The 13654-nt window shown below is 68.9% G+C and carries 13 protein-coding genes; 7 read left to right on the forward strand and 6 right to left on the reverse strand.

The window, feature by feature from the left end:
• Positions 1 to 119: 119 nt before the first annotated feature.
• On the reverse strand, positions 120 to 464 hold the full coding sequence (locus tag ACO2Q1_RS12525; RefSeq protein WP_423329808.1) for a DUF5677 domain-containing protein: 345 nt from the start codon (positions 462 to 464) through the stop codon (positions 120 to 122).
• Positions 465 to 495: 31 nt separating this feature from the next.
• On the opposite strand from ACO2Q1_RS12525, the gene lpdA reads away from it, so the two are divergent.
• From lpdA to ACO2Q1_RS12545, 4 genes are all read left to right on the forward strand, one after another.
• A complete protein-coding gene (gene lpdA / locus ACO2Q1_RS12530; protein ID WP_423329809.1) occupies positions 496 to 1890 on the forward strand; it encodes a dihydrolipoyl dehydrogenase in 1395 nt (464 codons plus the stop codon).
• A gap of 255 nt (positions 1891 to 2145) precedes the next feature.
• Positions 2146 to 4296 carry a TonB-dependent receptor gene (locus ACO2Q1_RS12535; RefSeq protein WP_423329810.1) on the forward strand — a complete coding sequence of 717 codons (2151 nt, stop codon included), beginning with the start codon at positions 2146 to 2148 and terminating at the stop codon, positions 4294 to 4296.
• A gap of 6 nt (positions 4297 to 4302) precedes the next feature.
• Positions 4303 to 5391 (forward strand): PepSY-associated TM helix domain-containing protein, encoded by a 1089-nt coding sequence (locus tag ACO2Q1_RS12540; protein ID WP_423329811.1) that lies wholly within the window; start codon positions 4303 to 4305, stop codon positions 5389 to 5391.
• Positions 5388 to 5588, forward strand: a complete 201-nt coding sequence (locus ACO2Q1_RS12545; protein WP_423329812.1) for a hypothetical protein — start codon at positions 5388 to 5390, stop codon at positions 5586 to 5588. Before ACO2Q1_RS12540 ends, ACO2Q1_RS12545 begins: the two co-directional genes overlap by 4 nt.
• A 78-nt stretch (positions 5589 to 5666) precedes the next feature.
• On the opposite strand, the gene thrS is transcribed toward ACO2Q1_RS12545, so the two are convergent.
• The 4 genes from thrS to ACO2Q1_RS12565 form a co-directional block, all read right to left on the reverse strand.
• Entirely contained in the window at positions 5667 to 7592 is a 1926-nt protein-coding gene (thrS, locus tag ACO2Q1_RS12550) for a threonine--tRNA ligase (protein WP_423329813.1), read from the reverse strand.
• A 63-nt stretch (positions 7593 to 7655) separates the two neighbouring features.
• The gene (yidD, locus tag ACO2Q1_RS12555) at positions 7656 to 7898 is read right to left on the reverse strand and encodes a membrane protein insertion efficiency factor YidD (RefSeq protein ID WP_423329814.1); all 243 of its coding nucleotides are present in this window, start codon (positions 7896 to 7898) and stop codon (positions 7656 to 7658) included.
• A gap of 72 nt (positions 7899 to 7970) precedes the next feature.
• On the reverse strand, positions 7971 to 8459 hold the full coding sequence (locus ACO2Q1_RS12560) for an iron-sulfur cluster assembly scaffold protein (RefSeq protein WP_423329815.1): 489 nt from the start codon (positions 8457 to 8459) through the stop codon (positions 7971 to 7973).
• 63 nt (positions 8460 to 8522) lie between these two features.
• Complete coding sequence (locus ACO2Q1_RS12565; RefSeq protein ID WP_423329816.1) at positions 8523 to 9362, reverse strand: methyltransferase domain-containing protein; 840 nt, start codon at positions 9360 to 9362, stop codon at positions 8523 to 8525.
• A 312-nt stretch (positions 9363 to 9674) separates the two neighbouring features.
• Here ACO2Q1_RS12565 and ACO2Q1_RS12570 point away from each other — a divergent pair, with 312 nt between their 5' ends.
• On the forward strand, positions 9675 to 10256 hold the full coding sequence (locus ACO2Q1_RS12570; protein WP_423329817.1) for a DUF4168 domain-containing protein: 582 nt from the start codon (positions 9675 to 9677) through the stop codon (positions 10254 to 10256).
• Positions 10257 to 10355: 99 nt separating this feature from the next.
• Here ACO2Q1_RS12570 and ACO2Q1_RS12575 read toward each other — a convergent pair whose 3' ends face one another.
• Complete coding sequence (locus tag ACO2Q1_RS12575; RefSeq protein WP_423329818.1) at positions 10356 to 11168, reverse strand: tetratricopeptide repeat protein; 813 nt, start codon at positions 11166 to 11168, stop codon at positions 10356 to 10358.
• 82 nt (positions 11169 to 11250) lie between these two features.
• Between ACO2Q1_RS12575 and ACO2Q1_RS12580 the strand changes: the two genes are divergently transcribed.
• Positions 11251 to 12642 (forward strand): leucyl aminopeptidase family protein, encoded by a 1392-nt coding sequence (locus ACO2Q1_RS12580; protein WP_423329819.1) that lies wholly within the window; start codon positions 11251 to 11253, stop codon positions 12640 to 12642.
• A gap of 102 nt (positions 12643 to 12744) precedes the next feature.
• A complete protein-coding gene (locus tag ACO2Q1_RS12585; RefSeq protein ID WP_423329820.1) occupies positions 12745 to 13545 on the forward strand; it encodes an NlpC/P60 family protein in 801 nt (266 codons plus the stop codon).
• The last annotated feature ends 109 nt before the right edge of the window (positions 13546 to 13654 follow it).

The following is a 13654-nucleotide window of genomic DNA, read 5'->3' on the forward strand; positions in this document are numbered from 1 at the left end:
ACCGGCCTCCTGCTCCCGCAGGATCCCGATGATCTGCTCTTCCGTGAACCGTGACCGCTTCATTCTGTCCGTCCTTTCGAGGGGCGGACTCTAGCTATTCCTGGAGGAGTTTCAGGGGGTCACGTCAAGGGCCAACCAGCCTCCCAGAGAGCGATCTTTTCTTCGTGCTCAGCCAAATAGCTGATTACTGCGACACGCTCCAGAAGAGGGCGCATCAGCACCTCTGCGGCCAAGAGATAACCTTGCCGGACGAGCTCTCGGATGGCCAAGGCCAGCGAAAGAGCATGAGGAACGATCTGGGTGGCGGCGATCTGCAGTCTCGACAAATCGCCTCGATGGGTCGAGCGCGCAATCACTTCATGAGCACCCATCGCAGCCGAGATCATGTTGTCAAAAACGAGTACCGAGTGACGGCCTAAATAGGGTTCGTTCGACGGGTCGAAAACTACTGGCCCCTCATCCATGACGTCGCCTCATTCGCATCGAGAAAATCTTATGCAGCAGATCAAAACCAAAGTCCTGATCATCGGCGCCGGCACCGGCGGCTACGTGGCAGGTATCAGGTGCGGTCAGCTGGGGCTGGACACCGTGCTTGTGGACGGCGGCGACGGTCTGGGCGGGACCTGTCTGAACGTCGGCTGTATTCCCTCCAAGGCCATCATCCACGCGGCGTCGAAGTTCGAGACGGTGGCCAAGGCGGCCGGGGACGGGACGCTGGGGATCACGGCGTCGGAGCCGGCCATCGACCTTTCCAAGACCGTCGCCTGGAAGGACGGGATCGTCAGAAAGCTGAACGCCGGGGTCGCGGCCCTGCTGAAGAAGGCCAGGGTCAAGGTCATCAAGGGCTGGGCGACGTTCAGCGACGCCAAGACCTGTACGGTCAGGACCGATGACGGTGACATCCGCATCACCGCCGAACACGTCATCCTGGCCACGGGGTCCGAGCCAGTCGAACTGCCCTTCCTGCCGTTCGGCGGCGACGTCATCTCCTCGACCGAGGCGCTGAGCCTGCCGTCCGTGCCGAAGAAGCTGGTCGTGGTCGGCGGCGGCTATATCGGGCTGGAGCTGGGCATCGCCTATCGGAAACTCGGAGCCGAAGTGGCCATCGTCGAGATGGCCGACCGCATCCTGCCCCTCTACGACAAGGCCCTGACCGATCCGGTCATGAAGTGGCTGGAGACGCATGGCGTTGAACTGTACCTCGGCGCCCGCGCGGGCGGGTTCGGCGACGGAAAACTGAACGTCACGAGCCGGGACGGCGAGCCCCTGCAACTGGACGCCGACAAGGTGCTGGTCACCGTCGGCCGCCGTCCCCGGACGAAGGGCTGGGGGCTGGAGAACATGGGCGTGGCCATGGCCGGGCCGTTCGTGAAGACCGACAACCGCTGCGCCACCTCGATGAAGAACGTCTGGGCCGTCGGCGACCTGACCGGCGAACCCATGCTGGCCCACAAGGGCAGCCGGCAGGGGGAGATCGTCGCCGAGATCATCTCGGGCAAGGACCGGGTGTTCGATCCGGTCACCGTGGCCGCCGTCTGTTTCACCGAGCCGGAGATCGTCTCGGCGGGTCTCGGCCCGGACGATGTGAAAGGCCGCAACGACGTGATCACCGCCGTCTTCCCCCTGGCCGCCATCGGCCGCGCCCTGGCCATCGAGGCGGGCGAGGACGGGGGCTTTGTGCGGGTGCTGGCGTCGAAATCGGACCACCGCCTGCTGGGCGTCCAGGCCGTCGGCCAGCACGTCGCCGAACTGTCCAACAGCTTCGCCCAGATGCTGGAGATGGGGGCGGTGCTGGAGGACGTCGCGGGGACCATCCACGTCCACCCGACCCTGGGCGAGGCGTTCCATGAGGCGTCGCTGCGGGCGCTGGGGCACGCGATACATATTTAGCGAAGGCCGCGAGGCGGCCTTCGGGCGCTACCGCTCGACGCGCGGCGTCTCGCTGCTTGAGCGTGTTTCTGGGCGCTATCGCTCGGCGCGCGGCGCCTCGCTGCTTGAGTGCGGGTTGTCGCGCTATCGCTCGCAGCTTGAGCGTGGCGGAAGCCGGAGCCTTGGGGCCGCGCTGCGGCATCGTGAACTGCGAACAAGGGTTGCGGCGGACCTGTCGCGGATGTAGTGCGACGCATTCTCATTCTTGGGTGCGTCTTGTCCCTTTTTCGCCGTTTCGTCCTGTCGTCCTCCGTCGCCGTGGCGGCCCTGTCATCGGCCGGGCTGGCCCAGGCGCAGCAGGTTGACCGGGTCGAGGACGTGGTGGTCAGCGGGTCGCAGGTCGATCTGCCGCCGCCCGGGCCGGGCGGTCAGGTGGCGCGGGGCGCCCGCGTCGGCCTGTTCGGCGCCCTGGACGACATGGACACGCCGTTCAGCGTGACCGCCTATACCGAGGCCCTGGCGCGTAACCAGCAGGCCCGCAGCGTCGCCGACGTGCTGCAGAACGATCCGGTGGTCCGCGTCTCCAAGGGGTTCGGCAACTTCCAGGAGCTGTACGTCGTCCGGGGCTTCCCGATCTATTCGGACGACATGAGCTATAACGGCGTCTACGGCGTCCTGCCGCGGCAGTTCGTGGCGTCGGAGTTCCTGGAGCGGGTCGAGGTTCTGCACGGCGCCAGCGCCTTCCTGAACGGCGCCACCCCGGGCGGAAGCGGCGTCGGCGGGGCGATCAACCTGATGCCCAAGCGGGCGCCCTCGGGCGGTCTGACGCGCGTCACCGCGGGTCTGGAAGGCGGCGGCGAACTCTATCTGGCCGGGGATGTCGCCCGTCGCTTCGCCGACGACCAGTGGGGCGTGCGCGCCAATCTGGCCCGTCGCGACGGCGAATCGTCGGTGGACGGTCAGGATCGCCAACTGACCGTGCTAGGTCTGGGCGTCGACCGTCGCGGCGAGCGCGCCCGCTTCTCGGCCGATCTCGGCTTTCAGGATCACCGCATCGACGCCCCCCGGCCCAGCGTGACGCCGTCGGGCGTCGTGCCGGCCGCGCCGTCGGGCGATGTGAACTTCGCCCAGCCCTGGACCTATACGGACGAGCGCCAGCTGTTCGGCGTGGCGCGCGGCGAGTTCGACCTGACGCCCGACGTCACCGCCTGGGCCGCCGTGGGCGGTCGCGACGGGCGCGAGGAGAACGTCCTGGCCAATCCTTCGGCGACCGCGACCGGCGCCCTGTCGGCCTATCGGTTCGACAACGCCCGCGAGGACCGCGTCTTCGCCGCCGACGTCGGGATCCGGGGGCAGGTGACGACCGGAGCCGTCGGCCATCGCCTGGTGGCCTCGGCCTCGACCGTGCGGTCGTCGTCGCGCAACGCCTACGCCTTCTCCAGCTTCGCCGGCTTCTCGGCGGGAACGCTGGACAACCCGGTCGCGGCGACCATGCCCGCCGCCGACTTCTTCATCGGCGGCGATCTGGACGATCCGAACGTGACCGAGCGGGTCGAGAACACCAGCGTCGCCGTGGCCGACATGTTGTCCTTTATGGACGGCCGTCTGCTGGCCACGATCGGCGTGCGCTGGCAGAAGATCGAGACCCGCACCTACGACTACAACTCCGGCGCCTTCGCCTCGGGCTATTCGGGCGAGGCGACGACGCCCGCCTTCGGCCTTGTGTTCAAGGCGACGCCGCAGGTGTCGCTGTACGCCAACTACGCCGAGGCGCTTCAGCCGGGCCAGACGGCCCCGGCCGTCTCGGGCGGCGTGCCGGTCGTCAACGCCGGAGAGGTCCTGTCGCCATTCCGCGCGAAGCAGGGCGAGGTCGGGGTCAAGTATGACGCGGGTCGCTGGGGCGGGACGGCCAGCCTGTTCCGCACGACCCAGCCCAGCGCCCTGATCGTCAACAACCGCTTCACCGCCGACGGCGAGCAGGAGAACAGCGGGCTCGAAGTCAACGCCCATGGCGAGATCGCGCCGGGCCTGCGGGTGCTGGGCGGGGCGACCTGGCTGGACGGCGAACTGGTCCGGACGGCCGGGACGGGCCGCCAGCCCATCGGGGTGCCGGACTTCCAGACCAATCTGAATATCGAGTGGGACGTGCCCGCCGTTCAGGGGCTGACGGTCGAGGGCCGTGTGGTTCACACCGGCGAACAGCCGATCGATACGGCCGGCGCCGCCCATATCGACGCCTGGACCCGAATGGACGTCGGCGCCCGCTATGCGACGGCGATCTCGGGCCACGAGGTCACATTCCGCGCCCGGGTCGAGAACGTGGCGGACGAGGACTACTGGGCGGCGACGGGGGGATACCCCGGCGCCAACTATCTGACCCTCGGCGCGCCCCGGACCTTGCTGTTTTCGGTCTCGGCTGATTTCTGACGTCGGATGAAGGCTTCGACGCTCCGCGCCTGGTCCTGGGTCCACACCTGGTTCAGCCTGGTCTCGACCCTGTTCCTACTGATGCTGTGCCTGACCGGCCTGCCGCTGGTCTTCACCCATGAGATCGACGACCTGCTGCTGGGCCATGACGAGCGGCCGATGCAGGCGGACGGCGCCCGCCTGAACCTGGATCAGGTGCTGGCCGTGGCCCTGTCGCGCCACCCCGGAGGCGTGCCCCGATTCATGAGCTTCGACGAGGACCGTCCGGTGGTGAACGTCACCACGGTCGACGCCGGGGGACCCGAAGACAGATACACCTTTCAGCCGATCGAACAGATCAGCGGGGAGGCCGCCCCGCCGGTCGCCGGCCATCCGGTCATGGAGTTCATTCTCCAGCTGCACACCGACATGTTTCTCGGTCTGGCGGGGATGCTGTTCCTGGGGCTGATGGGGCTGATGCTGGTCGCGGCCCTGGTGTCGGGCGTGGTGCTGTATGCGCCCTTCATGCGGCGTCTGCCGTTCGGGACGGTCCGGGCGTCGAAGGCGGCGCGGACGCGCTGGCTCGACTATCACAACCTGCTGGGCGTTGTGACGGCGGCCTGGGTGCTGGTCGTGGGCGTGACCGGGGTGGTCAACACCCTGGCCGTGCCGATCATCGCCTACTGGAAGGATACGGCGCTGAGGGAACTGACGGCCGCCTATGACGGGCCGGTCTCGCTCACCGAGCGCAGCTCGCTGGATGCGGCGGTGGAGAGGGCGAAACAGGCTCTACCGGGGATGACCCTGCAGTTCGTCGCCTTTCCGGGTTCGACCTATTCGACCGACAACCACTATGCGGTGTTCTTTCACGGCGACACGCCCCTGACCGCCCATCTGACGACCCCCGCCCTGATCGATGCGCGGACGGGAGAACTGTCGGTCGTGGCGGAGACGCCCTGGTATGTGAAGACCCTGTCCCTGTCCCAGCCCCTTCATTTCGGCGACTACGGCGGCCTGCCGCTGAAGATACTGTGGGCGATCCTCGATGTGGCGACGATCGTGATCCTGGGCTCGGGACTGTACCTCTGGATCGCCCGGCGGAGGCGCAAGGCGTGAGCGGTGACGGGAAGGGCAAGGCGCGCGACCTGTCGCTTTGGGCGATCTTCGCCCTGCCGCTGGTCGTGGCGGCGGCCAGCCTGATCGGCCTGGTCGGGGCCCTTCTGGACGACGGGGCGTGGGACGGGATCGGCGCCCTGCTGCTGGCCGCGCCAGTGGCGGTGACGGTCTGGGCGCTGATCCGGCGGAGGGCCTAGGGACAACAGACCCACGACCCTGGACTGCCGCCGTCAGGCTCGCCTTTGCAGCGAGGATGGCGGCGGCGAGGACAGGCCCTACGCCGTGCGCAGGTCCGGAGGGGTCGCTTCCTCGGTCAGCAGGGCGATGGCTTCCTCGACCGTGACGATGGTCTGGGCCTGGGAGCCGAGGCGACGGATGGCGACCTTGCCCTCTTCGGCCTCTTTCCGGCCGACGACGGCGATGGCGGGGATCTTGCCGACCGAGTGTTCGCGGATCTTGTAGTTGATCTTCTCGTTGCGCAGGTCGGTCTCGACACGCAGGCCCGCCGCGCGGAACTTTGCGGCGACATCCTCGGCGTAGCCGTCGGCGTCGGAGGTGATGGTCGCCACTACGGCCTGGACCGGCGCCAGCCACAGGGGGAAGGCGCCGGCGTAGTTCTCGATCATGATGCCGATGAACCGTTCGAAGCTGCCCAGGATCGCCCGGTGCAGCATGACCGGCCGGTGCTTCTGGCCGTCCTCGCCGACATATTCGGCGTTCAGGCGTTCGGGCAGGACATAGTCGAGCTGGATCGTGCCGCAGGTCCATTCGCGGCCGATGGCGTCCTTGACGATGAAGTCCAGCTTGGGCGCATAGAAGGCGCCGTCGCCCTCGGTGATGACGGGCTCGGAGCCGGCGGCGCGAGCGGCCTCCAGCATCTGGGCCTCGGCCTTGTCCCAGAATTCGTCCGTGCCGGCCCGCGTCTCCGGACGGGTGCCCAGCGAGATATAGGCGGTCTCCATGCCGAGGTCCGAATGGACCGAGCGGCACAGTTTGATGAACTCGGCCGTCTCCTCGACGATCTGGTCCTCGCGACAGAAGATGTGGGCGTCGTCCTGGGTGAAGCCGCGCACCCGCATCAGGCCGTGCAGCGAACCTGAGGGCTCATAGCGGTGGCAGGCGCCGAACTCGGCCATGCGCAGGGGCAGTTCGCGATAGGACCGCTGGCCCTGGTCGAAGATCTGCACGTGGCCGGGGCAGTTCATCGGCTTGAGGCTGAGGACCTCGCCCTCGACCGTCTCGCAGACGAACATGTTGGGACGGTATTTCTCCCAGTGGCCTGAGGCCTCCCAGAACCTCTTGTCCAGCACCTGGGGCGTCTTGACCTCGACATAGCCGGCCCGGGTGAGGCGGCGGCGCATATAGTCCTCCAGCACCCGCCACAGCACCCAGCCCTTGGGATGCCAGAAGACCATGCCGCGGCCCTCTTCCTGCATGTGGAAGAGCTCCATGGCGCGGCCCAGCTTGCGGTGGTCGCGCTTCTCGGCCTCCTCGATGCGCAGCAGATAGGCGTCCAGGTCCGCCTGGCTGGCCCAGGCGGTGCCGTAGATGCGCTGCAGCTGTTCGCGGTTCGAATCGCCGCGCCAGTAGGCGCCGGCCAGCTTGGTCAGCTTGAACGCCTTGCCGACGTGTTTGGTCGAGGGGAAGTGCGGCCCCCGGCACAGGTCGATCCAGTCGCCCTGGCGGTACAGGGTGATGGTCTCGTTCTCGGGCAGGTCGCGGATCAGCTCCGCCTTGAACTTCTCGCCACGCGCCTCGAAGAAGACGATGGCCTCGTCACGGTCCCAGACCTCGCGCTCGAATCTCGCGTCCCGGTCGACGATGCGGGCCATCTCCTTTTCGATGGCGGCGAAGTCGTCGGTCGAGAAGGGCGTCTCGCGGTAGAAGTCGTAGTAGAAGCCGTCCTCGATCGCCGGGCCGATGGTGACCTGGGTGCCCGGAAACAGGGTCTGGACCGCCTCCGCCAGGACGTGGGCCGTGTCGTGGCGGATGGTGTAGAGCGCCTCGGGGTCGTCGCGCAGGATCAGTCGGAAGTCGCCGCCGCTCTCCAGCACACGCCCCATGTCGCGCTGCTCGCCGTTCAGTTCGGCCAGAACCGCCTTCTTGGCCAGCGAGGGCGAGATGGAGGTCGCCACATCGCGGGCCGTCGAGCCGGCGGGATACTGGCGCACGGCGCCGTCGGGGAATTTCAGGTCGATCATGACGGTCGTTCTTTTTCGGCGGTCTCGGCAGGCGGAACCGGGTCATAGCCCGATCCGCGCATTCTACGGCGTCGGCGGGGGGACGGGATCAAATCCCGACCCACCGAACGGGTGGCATTTACAGAGCCGGCGCAGGGTGAGCCATCCCCCTCGCACCGGTCCGTGCTGGATCAGGGCGTCGCGCCCATAGTCCGAGCAGGTCGGCAGGAAACGGCACGACTGGCCGAAGAAGGGTGACAGGGTGACCTTATAGCCCCGGTGGGCCGCGCGGACGCCGCGTTCATACAGGTTCGGGCCGGATGCCATATCGGGGCGCTTATCTCCCGGCCCGTGCGCCACGGCAACCTCAGTCCCGGTCTTCGGCGCCCCCGCGGCGGCTCAGCCGCCCTCTGTCGCCAGGATGCAGGGCGGCTCCCACTCCTCTGACGCCGCCTCGATCGCCTTCACCGCGGCGTCCAGGGCGACCAGGGTCGAGGCATGGCGGGCGGGGTAGGCGGCCACGGGCTGCAGGTCGCGCAGGCCCTCGAAACGGCCGGTCGGACCCTCGCCGCCGTTTTTCAGCATATCGACCATCTCGGCGCGCGCCCGGCGAACCTCGGCGACCGTGGCGCCGACGATGTCGCGGCCGAGGACCGCCGCCGCCGCCTGACCGAGGGCGCAGGCCTTCACATCCTGGGCGTAGTCGGTGATCGTGGTCGCCCAGAGGTCCAGCATGACGTCGATGGTCGCCCTGGATCCGCACAGCTTGGCGACCTGTTCACCTGTGCCGGGCCAGCCCAATGCGGGAAAGGGCGGGTCCAGCCGTCCGACGCGCGGCATGTTCGCCGCCAGCGCCAGGATGCGCCCGCTGTAGAGATCGTCGATCATCCGCCGAAGATAGGCGCGGCGACCGCCTGACGAAAGGCCGCCCTGTCGCCCCGCACGGTGGCGTCAGCCGTAGGCGCGGGCGCTTTCGAGGCCGAGCATGTAAAGCACCTCGCCCATCTGCGGATCACGCAGCAGCTCACGGTTCTCGGCCGGAGGCGACCAGATGCGGTCCCGCATCGGCGTGGGGTCCGAGGACTGATGTTCGGCGACGAAGGCGAAGCTCTTGCCGGCGACCGGAAAGACGGTGAAGCCGTGGCGGCCGAAGATGTCGGTCAGGGCCGGCCAGCCCCAGGACACGATATGCCCCCGGCCCAAGGGATCGATGTAGTTCGGATCCTCGTTCTTCACATAGTCCGGCAGGCCGGTGTTGAAGAGGAAAAGGGAGCCCGGCGACGACCGGCTCGCCAACTGACGCACGATGTTGTCGAACTGGGTCGGAGTCAGGTGTTCGACCACCTCCACGCAGATGCCGGCGTCGACCGGCGCGTCCAGATCGCAGACCTCGCCGACCAGATAGCCGGGGTGGGAGGTGTGCGTGTCGGGCGGGAATTTCTCGACGGCCAGGAAGTGGCTTTCCGCACGGGTCGGCAGATAGGCGCTGAGGGCGTCCAGCAGATGGCCCGGTCCGCTGCCGATGTCGAGGAAGCGGCGAATGGGCCGCCGACAGTAGAGCACCGTCTCCGCCACCCGGGCCAGCGATGATCCCCAGGATCGCGCCCGCGCCGCCCGATCCTCCTTGGCCCAATAGGTCGGATCATAGTTCCGAGGGAAGCGCCCTTCGTCCACCTGTCTCATCGAGGAGGCGTCGATGGCGATTGACCCGCAGGCCGTGCAGTCGGTGTAGGCGTAGCCATCGACCACGCGCCACAGCTTCGCCGATTGCCCGCAAACCGCACAGATCATCCTCGCGACGCCTCTTCAAACAATCTGGGTGTCCGTCGCCGACGATCGCCGCGACGAGGCTCCACGAGCGGACCGAACCTAGGCGGGGAGGCGCGAAATGCAAACCGTTTTCAACCGCATGTCCGGGCCCATGACCGTCGCGCGCTCGCCATGATGACAATTTCGTGGGGATTTGTGACTTGATCGGTGGCGGAACCGCCGCCAGCCTGCAGCGTTCCCGTCGGCCCGCTGAATCCTTGTGGGCCGTGCACATCGTCGATACGCCGGGCGTGGCTGCGCCGGGCGACCCGACCCCGAAACTCTGGAGTCCCCATGCGATCCACCGCCCTGTTCGCCGCGTCCCTGTTCCTGTCGGCGCCCGCCGCCCTGGCGATTCCGACGCTCGCCGTCGCCCAGGACGCCGCAGCGCCCGCCGCCTCGGTGACCGACGCCCAGCTGGAAGGCTTCGCCGCCGCCATGAACAAGGTGCGCGAGATCAGCGCCGCCGTTCAGAACGGCGCGCCGACGGCTGAACAACAGGCCGCCATGGCCGCCGCCATCGACGGGGCCGGGCTGGATATCGCCACCTTCAACGCCCTGAGCGGCCAGGTGTCTTCCGATCCTGTCCTGCGCGCCCGCCTCGCCGTGGTGACCGCGCCCGATCCGGCGCCCGGGTCGGTGGCCGCCGGCGTGTCCGAGGAGGAGGTGGCCAAGTTCTCGACCGCCATGGCCGAGATCCGCACCGTCGCACCTGCCAGCGGCGCCCCCACGGCCGATCAGCAGGCCGCCATGGCCAAGGCGGTGGAGGACTCAGGTCTGGGCCTGGAGCGTTTCAACGCCATCTCGTCGGCGGTCTCGAGCGACGCCCATCTGCGCGCGCGGGTCGAATTGGCGGACGCCCAGCGCGGCGCCTGACGATAAAGACGATCGAAAAGGCGTCGAACCGGCACCTCTTCGCCACATCGAAGCTGAAGCCGGACGGGGTCGGGTGAACCGCTCCGATCCGACGTCGGGCTACCGGCCCTGCAAGGACGTCCAGGTGCGGGTCGTCGCCGGGGCGGCGTTGGCGTCCGTGGACGTGCGGGCCTTCAGCCAAGCCAGGTTGCGCTCGGCCAGTTCCGGCGGCAGGTCGCGGCGGATGATGCGTTCCGCCTCGTCCGTCTTGCCCTGAAGCCCGAGCACGAGAGCGAGGTTCAGCCGGATCTTGGCCGAGGCGCCGGGTTGGGCGGCGGCGCGACGCAGCAGGGTTTCCGCTCCGGCGGCGTCGCCCGCCTCGGTCTGGGCCAGGGCGGCGTTGGTGAGGATCTCGGGATTGTCCGGCGAAAGGGACAGGCCCGTGTTCCACGCCGTGCGCGCGTCATCGGTGCGTTTGACCTGGTGATAGGCCACGCCGAGCAGGGACAGGGGCCGCCAGTCCTGCGGCGCCAGTTCGCGCGCCTGTTCCAGGGCCGCGATGCCGTAGAAGCCCTGGCCCCGGGCGATGTGGGCGCGTCCCACCTCCAGCATCGCCTCGACGTTGCGCGGCTGGGCCATCAGCACGCCCTGTGCGGTGGCGGCGGCCTGGTCGAACTGGCCGAGTTCGCGCAGGGCCTGGGCTGTCTTGACCCCGGCGAGCGGATCGTTCGGCGACGCCTGCTGTTCCCGCGCCCAGAAGACGGAGCGGGTCAGGGGATCCATCCGCTCTGCGGCGGCCCGTTGTTCGGGCGTGGCGGGGGTCGGAAGCGGGGCGGGGGCGGTCGCGGGGGCGGCGGGCGCGGTCTGGGCCCCGGCGGCGCCGGTGCACAGGCTGGAGAACAGGATTGCGGCGGCGACGGCGGTGCGCGACATGGGGCGATCCTATGACAGGCGATCGGTCGAGCATGGCCCCCGCCGGTCAAGACATGGTTAACAACTCCTTGGAGGCGCTCGCATGAGCCGACCCCCCGTTCTGATCGCGTCATCGTCCGCCGCGCGGCCGGTGCGCCTTGTCACGCCGGCCCAGGCGGAGGCGCTGGAGGGGCGGGAGGCCGCCTGGGCCGCCGCCAACGGGTTCGAGGGAAAGGCCGGACAACTGCTCATCCTGCCCGGCGACGACGGGTCGGCGGCAGGGGCCCTGTTCGGCGTCGGCGCGGCCTTTGATCCCCAGTCGGCGCGGGGACTGGCGGCGCGCCTGCCCGGCGGGAACTGGCGGCTGGAAGACGTGACGGGGGAGGCGGCCGTCCGCGCGGCCCAGGCCTTCGCCCTGGGAGCCTATCGCTTCGATCGCTACAAGCCCCGGCCCGAGCGCGATGCGGCCGTTCTGGCCGTGGCGGAGGCGGTCGATCCCGAGCCCCTGCTGCGTATCGCCGCCGCCGCCGCCCTGGCGCGGGAGATGGTCGACACCCCCGCCGCCGACATGGGCCCCCTGCAGATCGAGACCATCGCCCGCGAGATCGCGGAAAGCGCCGGCGCCGAGGTCGCGGTCATCGAGGGCGACGCCCTGCTGGACGAAAACTATCCGGCCGTTCACGCCGTCGGCCGCGCCGCCGCCCCGCATAGAGCCCCGCGCGTGATCGAGATCGGCTGGAACCTGGACCGCGCGGACCTGCCTTTGGTCGCCCTGGTCGGCAAGGGGGTGGTGTTCGACACCGGGGGGCTGGACCTGAAGCCGGCCGCCGGCATGCGCAACATGAAGAAGGACATGGGCGGTGCCGCCCATGTGCTGGCCCTGGGGCGGCTGGTGATGCAGGCCGCCCTGCCGGTGCGGCTGGTGGTTCTGGTCGCGGCGGTGGAGAACGCCGTTTCGGCCGACGCCTTCCGGCCCGGCGACATCCTGAACAGCCGCAGGGGGCTGACCATCGAGATCGGCAACACCGACGCCGAGGGGCGGTTGATCCTGGCCGACGTCCTGACGCGGGCGAGCGAGCACCAGCCGGACCTGACCCTGGATTTCGCCACCCTGACCGGAGCTGCGCGGATGGCGCTGGGGCCCGAACTGCCGCCGCTCTACACCGACGACGAGGCGCTGGCGGCGGAGATGCTGACGGCGGCGCGCGACGTGGGCGACCCCCTGTGGCGGATGCCTCTGTGGCCCGGCTATCGCGCCAGTCTGGACAGCGAGATCGCCGACGTCAGGAATGATTCGGCCGCCTGGGCCCAGGCGGGGTCGGTGACCGCCGCCCTGTTTCTGCAGAAATTCGCCCCGACGACGGGCGCCTGGGCGCATCTGGACGTCTTCGCCTGGAACCCGCGAAGCCGCCCCGGCTGGCCCGAGGGTGGCGAGGCGCAAGGCCTGCGCGCGGCGTTCGAAATGCTGTCTCGGCGATTTTCCCCAAAGGAATGATCGGCGAATTGCGAATCGTTTCGCGGCGTTAACGCGGGATTCGACTCTGTTGACGATGATGGCGTCTCAACCGGACCCTTCGTCCTCCTGACGCCAGAGCCTGTGACGCCCGATCCCGATTTCGATGCGACCACTCTGCTCGCCCGGCCGAACCTGGCCGATCAGGCGCTGGAAGGACTGATTCCCGCCGCCGCCTATCGCCCGACCGTCGCCATGCACGGGCGGGTAGGGGTTCTGGATATCCGCGACGGCGCCGACGCCGAGGCGACGCGCGTGGATCAACTGCTTTTCGGCGAAGCGTTCGACGTTCTGGAACGGGACGCAGGCCGCTGCTGGGGCCGGGCGCGGCGGACCGGCACGGTCGGCTGGGTCGAGGCTCAGGGTCTGGCGCGCGGCGCGCCCCTGGCCAGCCATGTCGTGGCGGCGACCAATGCGGTCCTGCCGTTGAACGCGCTGGTGCATCACATCTATTCCGGGGTGTCGGCCGAGGACCTGCGTCCGATCGGTGAATTCGACGCCGATCCCGTGGCGGTGGCCGAACGCCTGCTGGGCGTCCCCCATGGTCTGGGCGCGCGGTCGTCGCGGATGACCGATTGTTCCGGCCTGGTGCAGACGGTCCTGTTCGCCTGCGGGCGGGCCTGTCCGCGCCACGCGGACCGTCAGGCGGAGATGGGCGAGGCGATCGGACGGGCCGAGGCGAGGCGCGGCGATCTGGTCGTCTGGCTCGCGCCGCAGGGCGAAACGGGCTTCACCGGCCATTCGGCCCTGGTCCTGGACGGCGATCGCCTGATCCACGCGACGGGCCACCACGGCGCGGTCGTGGTGGAAGCCCTGGCGGACGCCGAAGCGCGATATGCGGCGGACGGCTTTTCGCCGCCGGTCTACAGGCGACTGGCTGACTGATTTCGACCTGAGAGACGCTTGTGCAGACGCTGTGAACGTCGCCAGGCGGCCTACGCCGGGATGCACGGGGGAGGGGCGTGACGGGCCTCGCCGACGTAACCCCGGAATG

It is taken from the genome of Brevundimonas sp. VNH65, assembly GCF_049445955.1.
Classification (GTDB): Bacteria; Pseudomonadota; Alphaproteobacteria; order Caulobacterales; family Caulobacteraceae; genus Brevundimonas.

Excerpts from the sequence above, each read along its gene's own strand:
- ACO2Q1_RS12525 (WP_423329808.1), bottom strand. The coding sequence starts at position 464 with ATGGATGAGGGGCCAGTAGTTTTCGACCCGTCGAACGAACCCTATTTA.
- lpdA (WP_423329809.1), top strand. The coding sequence starts at position 496 with ATGCAGCAGATCAAAACCAAAGTCCTGATCATCGGCGCCGGCACCGGC.
- ACO2Q1_RS12540 (WP_423329811.1), top strand. The coding sequence starts at position 4,303 with ATGAAGGCTTCGACGCTCCGCGCCTGGTCCTGGGTCCACACCTGGTTC.
- thrS (WP_423329813.1), bottom strand. The coding sequence starts at position 7,592 with ATGATCGACCTGAAATTCCCCGACGGCGCCGTGCGCCAGTATCCCGCC.
- yidD (WP_423329814.1), bottom strand. The coding sequence starts at position 7,898 with ATGGCATCCGGCCCGAACCTGTATGAACGCGGCGTCCGCGCGGCCCAC.
- ACO2Q1_RS12560 (WP_423329815.1), bottom strand. The coding sequence starts at position 8,459 with ATGATCGACGATCTCTACAGCGGGCGCATCCTGGCGCTGGCGGCGAAC.
- ACO2Q1_RS12565 (WP_423329816.1), bottom strand. The coding sequence starts at position 9,362 with ATGATCTGTGCGGTTTGCGGGCAATCGGCGAAGCTGTGGCGCGTGGTC.
- ACO2Q1_RS12570 (WP_423329817.1), top strand. The coding sequence starts at position 9,675 with ATGCGATCCACCGCCCTGTTCGCCGCGTCCCTGTTCCTGTCGGCGCCC.
- ACO2Q1_RS12575 (WP_423329818.1), bottom strand. The coding sequence starts at position 11,168 with ATGTCGCGCACCGCCGTCGCCGCCGCAATCCTGTTCTCCAGCCTGTGC.
- ACO2Q1_RS12580 (WP_423329819.1), top strand. The coding sequence starts at position 11,251 with ATGAGCCGACCCCCCGTTCTGATCGCGTCATCGTCCGCCGCGCGGCCG.